General features: G+C 67.6%; 16 protein-coding genes. 5 read left to right on the top strand and 11 right to left on the bottom strand.

Translation table 11 applies throughout. From position 1 onward, the window contains the following. Position 1 precedes the first annotated feature (1 nt). Both G6N33_RS09430 and G6N33_RS09435 read right to left on the bottom strand, forming a co-directional pair. Positions 2 to 880: an FAD binding domain-containing protein gene (locus G6N33_RS09430; RefSeq protein WP_101528438.1), complete on the bottom strand. Its 879-nt coding sequence runs from the start codon at positions 878 to 880 to the stop codon at positions 2 to 4. Between the two features lie 67 nt (positions 881 to 947). Then, positions 948 to 2117 (bottom strand): XdhC family protein, encoded by a 1170-nt coding sequence (locus G6N33_RS09435; RefSeq protein ID WP_044509570.1) that lies wholly within the window; start codon positions 2115 to 2117, stop codon positions 948 to 950. 34 nt (positions 2118 to 2151) lie between these two features. Between G6N33_RS09435 and G6N33_RS09440 the strand changes: the two genes are divergently transcribed. Then, the gene (locus G6N33_RS09440) at positions 2152 to 3117 is read left to right on the top strand and encodes a LysR family transcriptional regulator (RefSeq protein WP_044509569.1); all 966 of its coding nucleotides are present in this window, start codon (positions 2152 to 2154) and stop codon (positions 3115 to 3117) included. A 129-nt stretch (positions 3118 to 3246) separates the two neighbouring features. On the opposite strand, the gene G6N33_RS09445 is transcribed toward G6N33_RS09440, so the two are convergent. From G6N33_RS09445 to ttfA, 4 genes are read right to left on the bottom strand one after another with little or no spacing between them, the layout of a single operon-like run. Then, entirely contained in the window at positions 3247 to 3894 is a 648-nt protein-coding gene (locus G6N33_RS09445; RefSeq protein WP_044509568.1) for a TrmH family RNA methyltransferase, read from the bottom strand. Further along, complete coding sequence (locus G6N33_RS09450) at positions 3891 to 4790, bottom strand: hypothetical protein (protein ID WP_044509567.1); 900 nt, start codon at positions 4788 to 4790, stop codon at positions 3891 to 3893. The genes G6N33_RS09445 and G6N33_RS09450 overlap by 4 nt, the downstream gene beginning before the upstream one ends. A 13-nt stretch (positions 4791 to 4803) precedes the next feature. Beyond that, on the bottom strand, positions 4804 to 5343 hold the full coding sequence (gene pyrE, locus G6N33_RS09455; RefSeq protein WP_044512768.1) for an orotate phosphoribosyltransferase: 540 nt from the start codon (positions 5341 to 5343) through the stop codon (positions 4804 to 4806). A 46-nt stretch (positions 5344 to 5389) separates the two neighbouring features. Then, complete coding sequence (gene ttfA, locus G6N33_RS09460) at positions 5390 to 6244, bottom strand: trehalose monomycolate transport factor TtfA (protein ID WP_044509566.1); 855 nt, start codon at positions 6242 to 6244, stop codon at positions 5390 to 5392. 92 nt (positions 6245 to 6336) lie between these two features. Between ttfA and G6N33_RS09465 the strand changes: the two genes are divergently transcribed. Beyond that, positions 6337 to 7212 (top strand): enoyl-CoA hydratase/isomerase family protein, encoded by an 876-nt coding sequence (locus G6N33_RS09465; protein WP_044509565.1) that lies wholly within the window; start codon positions 6337 to 6339, stop codon positions 7210 to 7212. Here G6N33_RS09465 and clpB read toward each other — a convergent pair. Next, entirely contained in the window at positions 7178 to 9730 is a 2553-nt protein-coding gene (gene clpB / locus G6N33_RS09470) for an ATP-dependent chaperone ClpB (protein WP_084950295.1), read from the bottom strand. The genes G6N33_RS09465 and clpB overlap by 35 nt on opposite strands. Before the next feature lie 101 nt (positions 9731 to 9831). Here clpB and G6N33_RS27425 point away from each other — a divergent pair, with 101 nt between their 5' ends. From G6N33_RS27425 to G6N33_RS09485, 3 genes are all read left to right on the top strand, one after another. Further along, positions 9832 to 10773 (top strand): DUF3060 domain-containing protein, encoded by a 942-nt coding sequence (locus tag G6N33_RS27425; protein WP_231382541.1) that lies wholly within the window; start codon positions 9832 to 9834, stop codon positions 10771 to 10773. Between the two features lie 35 nt (positions 10774 to 10808). Further along, complete coding sequence (locus tag G6N33_RS09480) at positions 10809 to 11975, top strand: FAD-binding oxidoreductase (RefSeq protein WP_101528427.1); 1167 nt, start codon at positions 10809 to 10811, stop codon at positions 11973 to 11975. Between the two features lie 122 nt (positions 11976 to 12097). Beyond that, a complete protein-coding gene (locus tag G6N33_RS09485; RefSeq protein WP_044509563.1) occupies positions 12098 to 12991 on the top strand; it encodes an aldose 1-epimerase in 894 nt (297 codons plus the stop codon). A gap of 54 nt (positions 12992 to 13045) precedes the next feature. On the opposite strand, the gene G6N33_RS09490 is transcribed toward G6N33_RS09485, so the two are convergent. From G6N33_RS09490 to dnaK, 4 genes are read right to left on the bottom strand one after another with little or no spacing between them, the layout of a single operon-like run. Next, positions 13046 to 13432: a heat shock protein transcriptional repressor HspR gene (locus G6N33_RS09490; protein WP_044509562.1), complete on the bottom strand. Its 387-nt coding sequence runs from the start codon at positions 13430 to 13432 to the stop codon at positions 13046 to 13048. Beyond that, positions 13432 to 14619: a molecular chaperone DnaJ gene (dnaJ, locus tag G6N33_RS09495; RefSeq protein WP_044509561.1), complete on the bottom strand. Its 1188-nt coding sequence runs from the start codon at positions 14617 to 14619 to the stop codon at positions 13432 to 13434. The genes G6N33_RS09490 and dnaJ overlap by 1 nt, the downstream gene beginning before the upstream one ends. A gap of 49 nt (positions 14620 to 14668) precedes the next feature. Next, complete coding sequence (gene grpE / locus G6N33_RS09500; protein WP_044509560.1) at positions 14669 to 15337, bottom strand: nucleotide exchange factor GrpE; 669 nt, start codon at positions 15335 to 15337, stop codon at positions 14669 to 14671. Then, positions 15334 to 17196: a molecular chaperone DnaK gene (gene dnaK / locus G6N33_RS09505; protein ID WP_044509559.1), complete on the bottom strand. Its 1863-nt coding sequence runs from the start codon at positions 17194 to 17196 to the stop codon at positions 15334 to 15336. The genes grpE and dnaK overlap by 4 nt, the downstream gene beginning before the upstream one ends. Positions 17197 to 17366 lie beyond the last annotated feature (170 nt).

Genomic DNA, 17366 nt, shown 5'->3' on the forward strand with positions numbered 1-17366 from the left:
ATCAATTCCCCTCTGCCCGCACGCGTTCGGCGGCGGTGCGCAATGTTCGGACGGTCAATTCGGACGCCAAATGCCGTTTGTACTCGGCGGTGCCGCGGACATCGGTCACCGGGTCGCAGGCCTGCGCGGCACGTCGGCCCGCGTCGGCGAAGACCTCGTCGGTGGCCGGCTGTCCCGCCAGCGACGCCGCGACTTCGGCCAGTGCCTCGCGCTGCACGTTGACCGCGGTCAAACCCAGGCGCGCCGCGGCGATCGTGGCGCCGTCGAGGGTCAGCGACGCGCCCGCCGCTGCCACCGCCCAGTCACCCACCCGCCGTTCCACCTTCGCGTATGCGCTGGAGGTCTTGTGTCGCAATGGGATACGAACCTCGACAAGCATCTCGTTGAATGCCAGCGCGGTTTCGTACGGGCCGACAATGAAGTCGTCGATCGGTATCTCGCGTTCGCCCGACGGGCCGCGGGCCAAGCACACCGCGTCCAACGCCTCGCAGACGGTAGAGAGGTCTTCGGCCGGATCCGCCTGGCACAGTGAGCCGCCCAGCGTGCCGCGGTTGCGGACGACGGGATCGGCGATCACCCGTTCGGCGTCGCGGAAGATCGGGCAGACGGCGGCCAGGGTGTCCGACTCCAGCAGCTCGCGATGGCGGGTCATCGCGCCGATGCGGACCAGGGTCGGGTCGGTGATCACGTAGCCGAGTTCGAGCGCGAGGTCGTTGATGTCGACCAGGTACTCGGGGTTGGCGATACGCAGCTTCATCATCGGCAGCAGGCTGTGCCCGCCGGCGACCACTCGCGCGCCGTCGCCCAGCCGATCGAGTAGGCCGATGGCGTGGTCGACACTGGTGGCGCGCTCGTATTCGAAGGGACCGGGTACTTGCATGTGACGCACCTCACTGGGCAGGGGGAACATCAGTTTCGGCCGCTCTGACCTGCCCGTCAATAGCGAGTTAAGCGATCGTTGAAGTCGCCTCGAAGCCCCCGATGACCTGCGGGTCGGGCACGTCGTGGTGGATGCGGCCGAGCAACTGAGCCAGTGGTCGGCCGCCGCCGCCCCACCTCCTGGCGATGATGTCGGCGACGATCGAGACGGCGGTCTCCTCGGGCGTGCGCGCGCCGAGGTCCAGTCCGATCGGGCTGGCGAGCCGGCTCAGCTCCGCGTCGGTCAGCCCCACCGCCCGCAGCCGCGCCATCCGATCGTCGTGTGTGCGACGCGAGCCCATCGCACCGACGTAGCCGACGCGCGGCAGGCGCAGCGCCACCTCGAGGACCGGGACATCGAACTTCGCGTCGTGGGTGAGCACGCAAATCACCGTGCTCTCGTCGATGGCGCCCGCGTCGGCCTGCGCGGCAAGGTAGCGGTGCGGCCAGTCGACGACGACCTCTTCGGCCGCCGGGAAGCGGGCCGGTGTGGCGAAGACGGCGCGGGCGTCACATACGGTGACCCGGTACCCGAGGAAGGCACCCTGTTGCGCCAGTGCGGCGGCGAAATCGATGGCGCCGAATACCAACATCCGCGGCCGCGGGGCGTAGCAGGCGACGAAGACCTCCATGCCGTCGGCGAGCCGCTGTCCGTCAGGTCCGTAGGTGAGCACCTCGCTGCGCCCCAGCGCGAGCAGGCCGCGCGCGTCGTCGGCGACCGCGGCGTCCGCACGCGCCGATCCCAGCGACGCCGCCACGGCGTCCGGACGGACGACGAGCCGGCGGCCGATCCAGTTCTGGTCGGGGTGGGCGATCACGGTCGCGACCGCCACCGGACGATGCGCGTCGATGTCGTCGGCGATCGCGCCGAGTTCGGGAAAGCTCGCCTGCGACACGGCCTCGACGAAAATATCGATGATGCCGCCGCATGTCAGGCCAACCGCGAAGGCGTCGTCGTCGCTGACCCCAAAGCGTTCCAGCTTCGGTGTGCCCGTCCGCGCCACTTCGGTGGCGGTGTCGTAGACGGCGCCCTCCACGCATCCACCCGACACCGAACCGGTCACCGATCCGTCCGGTCCGACCACCATCGCGGCGCCGGGTAGCCGCGGCGCCGACCGGAATGTCCGCACGACCGTTGCCAGGCCGGCAGTGTGACCAGCACGCCAAATCGACGCTAATTGGGCAAGGACGTCGCGCACCCCTTCAAATTAGGCCCCACGTAGGCTGATTGCCATGACTCCGGCTCAACTTCGCGCCTATTCGGCCGTGGTGCGGTTGGGTTCGGTGCACGCGGCCGCGGCCGAACTCGGTGTTTCCGACGCCGGAATCTCGATGCATGTCGCGGCGCTGCGCAAAGAGCTCGACGACCCGCTGTTCACCAGAACCGGTGCAGGGCTGGCCTTCACGCCGGGCGGGCTGCGACTGGCCAGTAGGGCGGTGGAAATCCTGGGCCTGCAACAGCAAACCGCCATCGAGGTCACCGAGGCGGCGCATGGCCGCCGGCTGTTGCGGATCGCGGCGTCGACGACGTTTGCCGAACACGCGGCGCCCGGCCTGATCGAGTTGTTCTCGTCGCGGGCGGATGACCTGTCGGTGGAGTTGAGCGTGCATCCGACTAGGCGGTTCCGTGAGTTGATCTCGTCGCGCGCGGTTGACATCGCGATCGGTCCGGCCAGCGAAAGTTCGGCCGCCCCGGACGAGTCGATCTTTGTGCGGCCGTTCCTGAAGTATCAGATCATCACGGTGGTTGCGCCGAATAGTCCACTGGCCGTGGGAGTTGCGTCGCCGGGACTGCTGCGCCAGCAGCAGTGGATGCTGGGGCCGTCGGCGGGCAGCGTGGACGGTGAGGTTGCAACCATGTTGCGCGACTTGGCAATTCCGGAATCTCAGCAGCGGATCTTCCAAAGCGATGCCGCCGCGCTGGAAGAGGTACAGCGCGTCGGTGGCGTGACGGTGACCATCGGCTTCGCGGTCGCCAAGGACCTCGCCGCCGGGCGGCTGGTGCACGTCAACGGCGCCGGCCTGGACCGCTCGGGCGAATGGTGTGCGGCGACGCTGGCGCCGGCGGCGCGACAGCCGGCGGTGTCCGAACTGGTCCGCTTCATCACCACGCCGCGCTGCATTCAGGCGATGATCCGAGGTTCGGGGGTGGGCGTGACGCGGTTCCGCCCGAAAATTCACGTCACGTTGTGGAGCTGACGCCTAACTCCTGTTCGACTGTGCCCCTGTGGATTTGAGTGTGTGCCGGCGGCGGCCTCGCTCGGCGTGTCGGGCCCGTGAGCGCACACGCAACGCCGTCAACGCACACGCGCGGGAAAGCGGGCGCGGCTACCAGGCGCGGTCGAGGTTTGCGTGCTGACGGATCCAGGCGTGCATTGCGATTCCCGCGGCGACGCCGGCGTTGATGCTGCGGGTCGAACCGAACTGGGCGATCGACACCGTGATCGCCGCGCCCGATCGAATGTCGTCGGTGATGCCCGGCCCCTCCTGCCCGAACACCAGCAGGCAGTCCCGCGGCAACGCGGTTTCCTCCAGCCGCGCCGCCCCGGGCACGTTGTCCACCGCGACTACACCCAGACCCGCGGCCCGCGCGAACTCCATCAATTCCGCGGTGCTGTCGTGATGGCACAACCGTTGATAGCGGTCAGTCACCATGGCACCGCGGCGATTCCAGCGACGCCGCCCCACGATGTGCACGGTGTCGACTGCGAAGGCGTTGGCCGTGCGTACCACCGAGCCGATGTTGGCGTCGTAGCCGAAGTTCTCGATGGCGATGTGCAACGGATGCCGGCGACCGTCGATGTCGGCAATGATCGCCTCCCGGGTCCAATACCGGTAAGCGTCGACGACATTGCGAGTGTCGCCGTCGCGCAACAACATTGGATCAAACCGCGGGTCATCGGGAAGGTCGCCCTGCCAGGGACCGACGCCGGCGGCTGGTTGGGCTGCCCATTCCGTGGGGCCGGGTTCGGTCATCGCTGGGTCCACACCCCGGCGTGCGTCCCCACGATCGCCACCGTCGCATAGAGCAAAGCCTGATTGATCTCGCCCTGGGTGCACAACGACGCGGAGACGTGCACCGCGTCTCGCGACGCCTCGGGCAAGATGAGCACCGACGAGCCGTACACCGCACAGGCGGGGTTGAGCCCGGGGGCAGGAAGTGTCGGCGACGCGAGCAGCATCATCGGGCCGCCGCGGCGGGCGGAGTCGTCCCGGTAGCGCGCCGCGACGGCCTCGGCATCCAGCCCCAGCAGCATGTAGCCGTTGCCAGTGAACGCTCCCGGATCGCCGAGCTGCGCCTGGGTCACCGGCGTGCCATCGGCCCGCCAAGCCGACAGGCTGGTGGTCTTGACGACCAGTCCGGTGTCGTTGACGTTGGTCGGCATCAGTCCGACCGGGAAGGCCGCCGGGTAGGCCGCGGAGGTGTCGGGAATCCGGTCCCGGGTCGAGTAGCTGTACACGCCGCGCACCTGGCTGCGGTCCTTCAGCGGGCCGAGGCACACGGTGCCCGTCATCCGGCCCGGCGGTGACTTCAGCGGCGACGGGATATCGTGCACGGTCGTCATCGCGGTGTCACAGCTGCCCAGCCCGTCCGACTCCATCGGGTGGGCGAGCGCGCCGTACAGCCCGAAGCGAATGTCCTCGGGCTTGGTGTGCGGCGCCTTCGGATCCGTGGGCGACGCGTCGACGTCGACCAGTACGTAGTCGCCGCCCCAGCGCAGGTTCGACACCGCCATATTCCAGCCCAGCAGGGCCAGCGATTCGCCGAGCCGCGCGGCCTGGGCGCCGTAGGGCGCCGCGGCACGGCCGGGGCCGGAGCAGCCGGCCAGGAAGACCACCAGACAGGCTGCTATCGCAAGGAAAGTGCGCATAGCGGTGACGGTCCTAGCTCAACCCCAGATCGGCCAGGCCCAACACGCTGCGGTACGGCAGTCCCTCGGCCTGGATGGCTTCGGCGGCGCCGGTGGCACGGTCGACCACGGTGGCCACGCCGACCACATCGCCGCCTGCATCGTGGACGGCGTGCACCGCAGTCAGTGCCGAACCGCCGGTGGTGCTGGTGTCCTCGACCACCAGCACCCGCTGCCCCGACACGTCGGATCCCTCGATAAGACGTTGCAGGCCATGGGCTTTCACAGACTTGCGCACGACGAACGCGTCGATCGGGCGGCCGGGCGCGTGCATGATCGCGGTGGCGACCGGGTCCGCGCCTAGGGTCAGGCCGCCGACGACGGCGAAATCCCAGTCCGCGGTGAGTTCGCGCATCAGCACACCGATCAGCGCGCCGGCCCGGTGATGCAGGGTGGCACGGCGCAGGTCGACGTAATAGTCGGCCTCTTTGCCCGACGACAGCGTGACGCGACCGTGTACCACCGACAGCCGTCGCACCAGATCGGCCAGTTCCGCACGGTCAGACTCGGACACGGCCTTATCCACCCTTTGTATGTTTACCGTTGCCGCGCAACAGGATTCAGTGGTGGAAGTTGGGGGCCTGCTGGCCGTTGCGCTCGGTCGACGGTGGTCGCCGGATTGCTTCGGTACGACCTTCGTCGCGGGGTCCCGGCTCCGGGGCGCGGCGGGCGGACTGCGGATCCGAGCTCAGTAGCCCGGACGCGTCCTGCGCGGAACGACGGGGCGGCAACTCGGCACGGCCGGCCGGGGCCAGCGGTCGGCTCGGCGCGGCGGTGCGAGGCCCGACCGGCTCGTCGCTTTCGGCGGGCGCCGGCGGCAGTACCCGCAACAAATCGTTGAACTGGCGCACGGTGCGCAGACCCTCGTCCCACTCGGTGCGAGTGCTCGACACCGGCATCGCGACCAGCGTCCAGTTCTGTTCGTTCCACATGATCTCGGCGGAATCCGGCGCGGTGTGCGCGAAGGTGACCATTCGCCGGTCGCAGGCCCGGCGGGCCGCGTCCAGGTTGGTCGAGTACACCATCCGCGGGCCGATCGCGCCGAGCAGCCAGATGTCGCTCTCGCGCGGCTCTTTAAGCCCTTTGAGCCGCAGGTCAACGACCACGTTGGTACCCACCTTGCGGTGCAGTGCGATCACCGTGGCGACTTCCTCGAGATCGAAGATGTACACCGCCTCCCCGCGGATTTGGCCCAGCACGACGTTGTGGGCTGGCACATCGCCCACCGTCGACATCACCCCGCGCTTCCAGCGCTTGAGGATCTCGGTCGACTCGCGCTCGAAGTCGAACCCGTGTGAGCGCGCCCATGATCTACGCCGTCTGCTGCGGCCGCGGCGTCGATCGATATCGACGTACAGCAACACCACCGCACCGACGAAGCACAGCGCGGAGAGCGTGAACCAGAGCGGGACCATCCTAGGTAGCGTATCTGCTATCGGACCGGAACCGAGAATGCGACCAGGTCACAACCACATTAAGCTTTGCTGATCCGCGTAGGGTTCCCCGCATGGTCTACGAGGGCTACCAGCTCATTCGCATCGCCGTGGCCGACGGTGTTTGCCGGGCGACGATCGACAACCCCCCGATCAATTTGCTGGATGCGCCGCTGCTGCACGAGATCGACCGGCTGACGCGCGAGGTCGCCGCCGACGGCGCGGTGCGAGTGCTGGTCGTCGATTCCGCCGACCCGGAAATCTTCATCGCCCACGCCGATGTCGGGTTGATCCTGAACCTGCCCGCTGTCCAGACCGGCGAGGACCTCGGCCCGCACCAGGAGCTATCGCTGTTCCACGCCGTGACCGAGCAGGTCCGAACGCTGCCAACGGCCACCATCGCGGTCATCGAGGGCGTCTGCCGAGGCGGTGGCTGCGAGTTCGCGATGGCCTTCGACATGCGCTTTGCCGCGCTCGACGCGACAGTGCTGGGCCATCCCGAGGTCGCGCTCGGGATCATCCCCGGCGGCGGCGGCACGCAGCGGCTGCCCCGGCTGATCGGCCGCGCCCGAGCACTCGAAGTCATCCTCGGCGGCACCGACATCGACGCCGCGACCGCCGAATCCTGGGGATACCTGAATCGGGCGCTGCCGCCAGATCAACTCCGGCGGTTCGTCGACAAGCTGGCGGCGCGCATCGCCTCGGCGCCCAACGCGGCCATCGCCAACGCCAAGCGCGCGGTCGACACCGCGGCCACCGAAGCGCTGGCGTCCGGCTTGCGTATCGAAGATCAGCTGTTCCGCGAGACGCTCGCGCACCCGGCCGCGCGGCAACGACTCCAAGCAGTAATCGACGCCGGCGCCCAGACTCGCGACTTCGAGCTGGGCGACCGGCGCCGACAGGGTCCTACCGGCGTCAGCCCAGGATCAGGCTGTCGCCGTCGGGGCTGACGTTGACCGGGACGGTGTCGCCGTCGTGGACGTCACCGGACAGCAACAGCTTGGCCAGCTGGTCGCCGATGGCCTGCTGGACCAGCCGGCGCAGCGGCCGTGCGCCGTACACGGGGTCGAAGCCGCGTTGGGCCAGCCACTGTTTGGCCGGCAGCGACACCTCCAGCGTGAGGCGGCGCTGCGCCAGCCGCTTTTGCAGCTGGGCCAGCTGGATGTCGACGATCTGTACCAACTCGCCGGGTTCGAGGCCGGCGAAGATGATCACGTCGTCGAGCCGGTTGATGAACTCGGGCTTGAACGCCGAGCGCACCGCCGCCATCACCTGCTCCTCGCTGCCGCCCGACCCGAGGTTGGACGTCAAGATGAGGATGGTGTTGCGGAAGTCGACCGTGCGGCCCTGCCCGTCGGTCAGGCGGCCCTCGTCGAGTACCTGCAGCAGCACGTCGAATACATCGGGGTGTGCCTTCTCGATCTCGTCGAACAGGATCACCGTGTACGGGCGCCGCCGCACCGCCTCGGTCAACTGACCGCCCTGGTCGTAGCCGATGTAACCGGGCGGGGCGCCGACCAGTCGGGCCACCGAGTGCTTCTCGCCGTACTCGCTCATGTCGATGCGGACCATCGCGCGCTCGTCGTCGAACAGGAACTCCGCCAGCGCCTTGGCCAGCTCGGTCTTACCGACACCGGTCGGACCGAGGAACATAAACGACCCGGTTGGCCGGTTCGGGTCGGCGACCCCGGCCCGGGAACGCCGCACCGCGTCGGAAACCGCGGTCACCGCCTTCTTCTGCCCAATGACGCGCTTGCCCAGCTCCTCCTCCATCCGAAGCAGCTTGGCGGTCTCGCCCTCGAGCATCCGGCCGGCAGGGATGCCGGTCCAGGCGGATACCACGTCGGCGATGTCGTCGGGGCCGACCTCCTCCTTGAGCATCACGTTCTCGCGCGCCTCCGCCTGCGGCAGTGCGGCGTCGAGCTTCTTCTCCACCTCCGGGATGCGCCCGTAGCGCAGCTCGGCGGCCTTGGCCAGATCGCCGTCGCGTTCGGCGCGCTCGGACTCGCCGCGCAAGACTTCCAGCTGTTCCTTGAGTTCGCGGACGACGTCGATGGCGTTCTTCTCGTTCTGCCACCGCGTGGTCAGCTCGGCCAGCTTCTCCTTCTGATCGGCCAGCTCCGAGCGCAGCTTCTCCAGCCGCTCCTTGGACGCCTCGTCCTCCTCCTTGGCCAGTGCCATTTCCTCGATTTCGAGGCGGCGCACCAGCCGCTCGACCTCGTCGATCTCGACGGGCCGGGAGTCGATCTCCATCTTCAGCCGACTGGCGGCCTCGTCGACCAGGTCGATGGCCTTGTCCGGCAGGAACCGGGCGGTGATGTAGCGGTCGGACAGCGTCGCCGCCGCCACCAACGCGGAGTCAGTGATCCGTACGCCGTGGTGCACCTCGTAGCGGTCCTTCAGCCCGCGCAGGATTCCGACGGTGTCCTCCACTGACGGTTCGCCGACCAGCACTTGCTGGAAGCGCCGTTCCAGGGCGGCGTCCTTCTCGATGTATTTGCGGTACTCGTCGAGGGTGGTGGCGCCGACCAGCCGCAGCTCGCCGCGGGCCAGCATGGGCTTGATCATGTTGCCGGCGTCCATCGCGCCCTCGCCGGTGGCGCCGGCGCCGACGATGGTGTGCAGCTCGTCGATGAACGTGATGATCTGCCCCGCCGAGTTCTTGATGTCATCGAGCACGGCCTTGAGCCGTTCCTCGAATTCGCCGCGGTACTTGGCGCCGGCCACCATCGAGCCGAGGTCGAGCGCGATGACGGTCTTGTCGCGCAGGCTTTCCGGGACGTCGCCGGCCACGATGCGCTGGGCCAGGCCCTCGACGATCGCGGTCTTGCCGACGCCGGGTTCACCGATCAGCACCGGGTTGTTCTTGGTGCGCCGGGAAAGCACCTGCACGACGCGGCGAATCTCGTTGTCGCGTCCGATGACGGGGTCGAGCTTGCCTTCGCGAGCGCGGGCCGTCAGGTCGGTGGAGTACTTCTCCAGCGCCTGATAGGTGGCCTCGGGGTCCGGGCTGGTGACTCGGGCGCTGCCGCGGACCTTAACGAAGGCCTCCCGCAGGGCCTGCGGCGAGGCGCCGTGGCCGGTGAGCAGCTTGGCGACATCGGAGTCACCAGTCGCCAGCCCCACCAGCAGGTGCTCGGTCGAAACGTACTCGTCGTCCATCTCGGTGGCCAGCTGCTGGGCAGTGGTGATGGCGGCTAGCGATTCGCGCGACAGCTGGGGCTGCGAGCTGGCGCCGCTGGCCTGGGGCAGCCGCTCGACCAGGCGCTCGGTTTCGGCGCGGATGGTCGCCGGCTGGACGCCGACAGCCTCCAACAGCGGCGCGGCGATTCCGTCGTTCTGGGTCAGCAGCGCCAGCAGCAAATGCGCGGGCCTGATCTCGGGGTTACCGGCAGCGCTGGCCGCTTGTAGGGCTGACGTGAGGGCCGCTTGCGTCTTGGTGGTCGGGTTAAAAGAGTCGCTGGCCAACCGAGATACCTCCATTCGGGTATAGGGGAAATGCTTGTCGCGTTGTTCAACGTCGTCAAGGTTGAGTCTGTTCCGCTCAAGTCTACGTTTTTGGAGGAACTTTGCACGAGCGAGGCGTCGACTCCGCGCTCGCGCCGCCGCCCCGGCCGATTCCGGCCGCCTTCCGGCTGGCCGAGGCGCTGCCGTTTCGCTGGCGCTACGTCTGGACGCTGTTGTTGGTCGCGATCGCGCCGATCGCGCTGTGGCTGCAACTGCCGAGCGCCTTCGCCGCCGCCGCGGTAGCGACCCTGGCCGGGATTTACGCCATTCACCTCTACGGCGCGCGGGTTCGACTCGGCCTCCTCGAGTGGGGTCGCGTGGCAACCGTCACCGGTACGGAGAAGCTTTCCCGCGCACAGCATTTCAACGCTCGACTTCCCATGGCGCGGGAATGGACCGTCACCCGACTGCGCTGGAGCGGTCCCAACACCAAGACAAAAGTGTTCTTCACTCTCGACGGTCAGCGCGGCGAGCTGGTGATGCACGGGCGGGAATACGTCGACGGGGTGATCCTGGCCGACCAGCGCAATCCGGCGCGGGCCCGATGCGTGACCTCCTTTGCTTACGACCTCGACCGCGACGGGACCGGCAATTGGATTGGCGCGTTGCGGCCCAGGCTGTGGGTCGGTATGGCCTGCTGGCTGCTCATCGTGGTCGGCTGGCTGACCCTGGCCGGATTCGCGGCCGCCGGGTTCCGGACCAACCTCGTCGGCGACACCCCGGCCGAAAACGTGCCCGCTGCCGGCACGTTGCAGGTCAGCGGGTCCGGCAGGACACGGACGGTGCCGTGCAACGGCGGCTACCTGTCGGTCAGCGGGGCGGCCAACACGGTCACCGTCACGGGCCACTGCACCAGCATCAGCGTCGCCGGCAAAGGCAATCACGTCACGGTCGACAGCGCCGACGCGATCAGCATCTCGGGCACCGGCAACGTGGTCACCTACCACTGGGGTTCCCCCCAGATCGCCAACACCGGAACCTCGAACACCGTCGGTCAGGGCTGACGGCGGCGGGGGCTGCCGACTTACAATCGGGCTCCGTGGGCTTAGAGGACTCCGATGCGCTGCAAGTGCTGCGCGACGCTTTGGACCCCGACCACTCCGGCCCCGAACTCGTGCACCACTTTTACACCCACTGGTTCGCCCTGGACGTCTCACTACGCGACCTGTTTCCACCCGAAATGGACGCGCAGCGAGCAGCTTTCGGTCAGGCACTGCACTGGGTCTACGGCGAACTGATAGCGCAGCGCGCTCAGGAGCCGGTGGCTTTCCTTGCTCAACTCGGCCGGGACCACCGGAAATATGGAGTGCTGCCAACACATTACGAGTCGCTGCGGGTCGCACTGCTCACCGCGTTGCGCAGGCAGGTCGGTGATGCCTGGACCGACGCCGTCGACGACGCGGCCTGCCAGTCGCTCAACCTGATCACCGGGGTAATGAGTGGCGCCGCCGACGCCGAGGAGGGCCCCGCTTGGTGGGACGCCACCGTCATCGAACACCATCGGGTCTCGCGCGACCTCGCGGTCGTCCGACTGCGACTGGACCAGCCCATGCCCTACCACCCCGGCCAGTACGTCAACGTCCACGTTCCGCAATGCCCACGGCGCTGGCGATTCCTCAGCCCCGCCATTCCCGCCGAACCCGACGGCGGGGTCGAGTTCCACGTCCGCCAAGTCCCCGGCGGGTTGGTGAGCACCGCGATCGTCAACGAGACCCGACCGGGCGACCGCTGGCGGCTGTCCAGTCCGCACGGCGGGATGCACGTCGACCGCAGCGGCGGTGACGTCCTGATGGTCGCCGGCAGCACCGGCCTGGCACCGCTGCGGACGCTGATCATGGACCTGTGCCGGTACGCGGAAAACCCCCGGGTGCACCTGTTCTACGGCGCGCGTTACCGCTGTGAGCTCTACGACCTGCCCACCCTCTGGCAGGTCGCCGCTCACAATCCGTGGCTGTCGGTTTCGCCGGTGTCGGAATACAACAACGACCCCGCCTGGGCAGCCGACTATCCCGACGTGACACCGCCGCGCGGTCTACACGTCCACCAAATCGGCCGGCTGCCCGACGTGGTGACCCGCTACGGGGGATGGGGCGATCGGCAGATCCTGATCTGCGGCGGGCCGGCCATGGTTGGAGCCACCAAGAATGCCCTACTGGCCAAAGGCGCTCCGGCGGAGCGCATTCAGCACGATCCGTTGAGCCGCTAGGTCTGGATCGCGCCGACCCGCCGCGCACGGCTACGCCGCGCTTGCGATCGCCACCCAACCCAACCGCGCCGACCCGCCGCGCACGGCTACGCCGCGCTTGCGATCGCCGCTAGGCTGACCGCGTGCATGTGGTGACCCTGCGCGACCCCACTTCCACCCTGGCCGCACAGTTCGTGCCCGACGCCGGCATGATCGGCATCTCCCTGACCGACGACGGCGTCGAGCTACTCGGTCAGCGGCGAGGACTCGAGGGCTACCTGAAAGCCGGCAAGACGATGGGCATACCGATCCTGTATCCCTGGGCGAACCGCTTGGGCGGCAACACTTATACAGCCGAGAATGTGGCTGTCCAGTTGACGCCGGGCGAGAACGGCGTGCGTGCGGACCCCAACGGGCTGCCCATTCACGGCACCCTGGCCGCCTACCCGGGGTGGCGCGTGGTCGGCGAGTCCACCGACGAGCTCACCGCCGAGGTGGACTTCGGCGCCGACGAGCGACTGCTGGCCAGTTTTCCCTACCCGCATGTGCTCACCGTGTCTGTCCGGCTGGTCGAACGGGCGCTGACGGTGCGGACCACCGTCAGGGCAACCGGGGAAACCGCCGTCCCGCTGTGCTTCGGCTTCCACCCCTACCTGCAACTGCCGGAAGCGGCCCGCAGTCAATGGGTCATCGAGACCCCGCCGCTGCGGCACTTGAGCCTCGACGAACGCGGGCTGCCCACCGGACAAGCGTTGGACCAGCCAGCCACGCGGGAACTATTGGGTGACAACGCTTTTGACGACGCCTACGACCAGGTCGGCGACGGTGCCGTATTTGCGGTGTCGGGCGGCGGGCGTCGGCTCGAGGTGCACTTCGAGTACGGCTATCCGGCGGCTCAGATCTTCGCCCCGACGCACGAGGACGTGGTGTGCTTCGAGCCGATGACGGCGCCGACCGATGCGCTCAGCCGCGGCAACTACCGAAGCGTATGCCCCGCAGAGCAGGCGATCACCCAGTTCTCCATCCGCGTCGCCTGACGGAGCAGTTCATCGAAAGCAGCGCAGCGGCAGGCGGATCGGCGGGCCCGACGGTCAGCGGCCCTTGCGTGGCTGCCACACCACCAGCGCCGTGCTCTTGGGCACCACCGCGACCTCGCGGCGCTGGTTGGCCCGCAACGCCGCGATCTCCTCGGCCATTTCCTTCACCCGGGACTGCAGCGCCTCGACCTGATTGGTCAGTTCGATGATGCGCTTGATCCCGGCCAGGTTGACGCCTTCGTCCTGCGATAGGCGCTGAACCTCCCGCAGCAATTCCACGTCGTGCTGTGAATAACGCCGGCCGCCACCGGAAGTGCGGCTCGGGGTCACCAACCCCAGGCGGTCGTAGGTCCGCAACGTCTGAGCGTGCATGCCGGCGAGTTCGGCCGCCACCGAGATCAAGAAGGTCCGCGCCTCGTCGCGCTTGGAGTTCTTCGCCATCAGCGGTTACCTGCCCACCCGGCCCGCGGATTGAAACCGCTTGCCCGCTCGGCTTCCGCGTATGCCTCCAACGCCTCCTGCGCGGCGCCTTCCAGGTTCGGCGGCACAGCAACTTTCACGGTGACCAGTAAGTCACCATGCCCGCCGCTGCGCTTGGGCACACCACGCCCACGCACCCGCAAGATGCGACCGTCAGCAGTGCCCTTGGGCACCCGGACGCCGACCTTTCCGTCCAGGGTGGGCACGGAAAGTGTTGAGCCCAAGGCCAATTCGCTGAAACTAACCGGCACCGTCACCGTCAGGTCGTCACCGTCGCGGGAAAAGACCTTGTCCGGTCGCACATGCACGGTCACGTACAGGTCACCCGACGGGGCACCGCGCAGTCCGGCCTCACCCTGCCCGGGTAGCCGGATCCGTTGCCCGTCTTCGACTCCCGGCGGAATCCGCACGTTGATGGTGCGGGTGCGGGTGGTGACGCCGGTGCCCTTGCACTCTTCGCAGGGGTGCTCGATGATCGAGCCGCTGCCCCGGCAGTCGGTGCACGGCTCGGAGAATCCGAACGCCCCCTGGTTGCGGCTGACCACCCCGGACCCGTTACAGGTGGGACATACCTTCGGGCTAGTGCCCGGACGTGCGCCGCTGCCATGGCAATTCGTGCACGGTGCCGGGCTGGTCAGCCGCAACGGCATCGCGACGCCCTTGGCGGCCTCGACGAAATCCAGCTCAGTCTCGGTCTCCAGATCATTGCCGCGTCGGGGGCGGCTGGGCCGCGCGCCCGCCCCGCGTCCGAACAAGCCGCCGAAGAGGTCACCGATGTTGGCACCCCCGCTGCGGCCCGCGGCGTCGAACAGATCGTTCAGGTTGAACTCGGCGCCATCACTGCCATAGCCGCCGGCGTTGAAGCCGCCGAACCCGCCGGTGTCAAACCGCCGACCGCCGAAGCCCCCGCCGGCGAACAGCCGGCGGGTCTCGTCGTACTCCTTGCGCTTAGCCGGGTCCGACAGCACGTTGTGTGCTTCCGACACCGCCTTGAACCGTTCACCGGCGGCGGGATTGTCGGGATTGGCATCCGGGTGCAGATCACGCGCTAGCTTGCGATAGGCGCGCTTGATCTCTTCGGGGCTAGCGTCGGAGGAGACGCCCAGCTCCTTGTAGAAGTCCTTTTCGACCCATTCACGCTGGGCCATGTCGCGTCACCCCCTTCCACCTTTCTCGTTGTTGTCCTGATTCTGTGCCTTATTCACCGGCGGCGGCAGCGTTATCGCCCGTGTCGCCCGATTCGGCGTCAGCGGGCTTGGCTGCGGCAGCCGCGTCGCTGCCATCCGGGATCGTGTCGACGACGCCGACCAGAGCGTGACGTAAAACGTTCTCGCCCAGTTTGTAGCCCTGACGCATGACCGTGCCGATTACTGGTTTGGAGCCCTCGCCGCCGTCGCCTTCGTGCTGGACGGCCTCGTGCAGCACCGGGTCGAAATCTTCGCCTTCGGCACCGAACGCGACGAGACCGAGCCCGGTCAGCGCGCTCATCAGCTTGTCGGCCACCGACTTCAGCGGACCCGATTCCAGATCGCCGTGCGAGCGGGCGCGGTCGAGATCGTCGAGCACACCCAGCAATTGGCTGATCACACTGGCCTTGGCCCGATCCGCCGCGGCTTGCTGATCCCGCAACGCCCGCTTGCGGTAGTTGGCAAAATCGGCTTGCACCCGTTGCAGATCAGCGGTCAGCTCGGCGACCTTGCTGGCGCCGTCATCCGGGGCAGAGTGCGTCGCGGACTCCGCCGGGCGAGCCCCTCCCGGCCCCGCAGTGGCAGGGCTGGGAGGGGTATCGCGCACCTCTCCGGTCTCGGGATCAATCCGCCGCTTGTCGGTCACGGTTACCGGTTCCTGCGGATTGCCTTCGCTCACTTGGCCTCCCGGTCGTCGTCGACCACCTCCGCGTCCACGACATCGTCAGCGGAAGCGGATGAACCGCCAGTCTGCGCACCGCCGGCCTCCGCCCCGGCCGCCTGGGTGGCTTCGTAGATCGCCTGGCCCAGCGCCTGAGACTCCTGGCCCAGCTTCTCCATCGCCGCCTTGATCGCGGAGATGTCGGTGCCACCCAATGCCGTCTTGGCCTCAGCCACCGCGGCGTCCACCTTGTTCAGGGTGTCCTCGGGGACCTTCGACCCGCCCTCGGCGCCACGCTGTTCGGCGACGAACTTCTCCGTCTGGTAGACCAGCGTCTCGGCCTGGTTGCGAACGTCGGCCTCCTCGCGGCGCTTGCGGTCCTCCTCGGCGTGCGCCTCGGCGTCCTTGATCATCCGGTCGATCTCCTCCTTGGACAGGCCGGAGCCCTCCTGGATTTTGATCGTGTTCTCCTTGCCGGTGCCCTTGTCTTTGGCGGTGACGTGGACGATGCCGTTCGCGTCGATGTCAAAGGTGACCTCGATCTGCGGGACGCCACGCGGGGCCGGCGGGATACCGGTCAGCTCGAAGCTGCCGAGCAGCTTGTTGTGCGAGGCGATTTCGCGCTCACCCTGATAGACCTGGATCTGCACCGACGGCTGGTTGTCGTCGGCCGTGGTGAAGGTCTCCGACCGCTTGGTCGGGATCGTGGTGTTGCGCTCGATCAGCTTGGTCATCACGCCACCCTTGGTCTCGATACCGAGGCTCAGCGGCGTAACATCCAGCAGCAGAACGTCTTTCACCTCACCCTTCAACACACCAGCCTGCAGCGCGGCACCCACAGCCACGACCTCGTCGGGGTTGACGCCCTTGTTGGGCTCTTTACCACCGGTGAGCTCCTTGACCAGATCGGTGACCGCCGGCATCCGGGTGGAACCACCCACCAGCACGACGTGGTCGATCTCGGAAACCGAGATACCGGCGTCCTTGATCACCGACTGGAACGGCTGACGGGTACGGTCCAGCAGATCCTGCGTGATCCGCTGGAACTCGGCGCGGGTCAGCTGCTCGTCGAGGAACAACGGGTTCTTGTCAGCGTCGACGGTGATGTACGGCAGGTTGATCGAGGTGCTCTGCGAGCTGGAGAGCTCGATCTTGGCCTTCTCCGCGGCCTCACGCAGCCGCTGCATCGCCATCTTGTCCTTGGTCAGGTCAATTCCGCTGGTGCCCTTGAACTTGTCGACCAGCCAGTTGACGATGCGGTCGTCCCAGTCGTCTCCACCGAGGTGGTTGTCACCACTGGTGGCGCGAACCTCGACAACCCCTTCGCCGATCTCGAGCAGGGACACGTCGAACGTGCCACCACCGAGGTCGAAGACCAGAATGGTCTGTTCCTTCTCACCCTTGTCCAGACCGTAAGCCAGCGCGGCCGCGGTCGGTTCGTTGACGATGCGCAACACATTCAGACCGGCGATCTGGCCGGCCTCCTTGGTGGCTTGGCGCTGGGCGTCGTTGAAGTACGCGGGCACGGTGATGACCGCGTCGGTGATGTCCTCACCCAGGTACGCCTCGGCGTCCCGCTTCAGCTTCTGCAGAGTGCGGGCGCTGATCTCCTGAGCGGTGTACTTCTTGCCATCGATCTCGACGGACCAGTCGGTGCCCATGTGCCGCTTGACCGAACGGATGGTGCGGTCGACGTTGGTGACGGCCTGGTTCTTGGCGGGCTGTCCGACGAGTACCTCGCCGTTGCGCGCGAACGCGACGATGGATGGCGTCGTCCGCGAGCCTTCGGAGTTGGCGACGACGACGGGGTCACCACCTTCGAGCACTGCGACGACGGAGTTGGTGGTCCCGAGGTCGATACCGACCGCACGAGCCATAGTGATTCCTCCTGATTGAGTAGAGCTTCTTTGGTGCCACTATGCTGAGTGAACCCCGCTCAAGCCTGCCCTTGCGAGCGCCGACCTGTCAACCCAGTATTGAGTCTGGGTCACTCAACTTGTCACCAAGCTTAACGACGGATACATCGGACTTGTTCCCAAGCGCGGCA

It is taken from the genome of Mycobacterium simiae (genome assembly GCF_010727605.1).
Taxonomy (GTDB): domain Bacteria; phylum Actinomycetota; class Actinomycetes; order Mycobacteriales; family Mycobacteriaceae; genus Mycobacterium; species Mycobacterium simiae.

Excerpts from the sequence above, each read along its gene's own strand:
- dnaJ (WP_044509561.1), bottom strand. The coding sequence starts at position 14,619 with ATGGCCCAGCGTGAATGGGTCGAAAAGGACTTCTACAAGGAGCTGGGC.
- G6N33_RS09440 (WP_044509569.1), top strand. The coding sequence starts at position 2,152 with ATGACTCCGGCTCAACTTCGCGCCTATTCGGCCGTGGTGCGGTTGGGT.
- dnaK (WP_044509559.1), bottom strand. The coding sequence starts at position 17,196 with ATGGCTCGTGCGGTCGGTATCGACCTCGGGACCACCAACTCCGTCGTC.
- G6N33_RS09430 (WP_101528438.1), bottom strand. The coding sequence starts at position 880 with ATGCAAGTACCCGGTCCCTTCGAATACGAGCGCGCCACCAGTGTCGAC.
- G6N33_RS09445 (WP_044509568.1), bottom strand. The coding sequence starts at position 3,894 with ATGACCGAACCCGGCCCCACGGAATGGGCAGCCCAACCAGCCGCCGGC.
- G6N33_RS09450 (WP_044509567.1), bottom strand. The coding sequence starts at position 4,790 with ATGCGCACTTTCCTTGCGATAGCAGCCTGTCTGGTGGTCTTCCTGGCC.
- G6N33_RS09465 (WP_044509565.1), top strand. The coding sequence starts at position 6,337 with ATGGTCTACGAGGGCTACCAGCTCATTCGCATCGCCGTGGCCGACGGT.
- ttfA (WP_044509566.1), bottom strand. The coding sequence starts at position 6,244 with ATGGTCCCGCTCTGGTTCACGCTCTCCGCGCTGTGCTTCGTCGGTGCG.
- G6N33_RS09490 (WP_044509562.1), bottom strand. The coding sequence starts at position 13,432 with ATGGCGAAGAACTCCAAGCGCGACGAGGCGCGGACCTTCTTGATCTCG.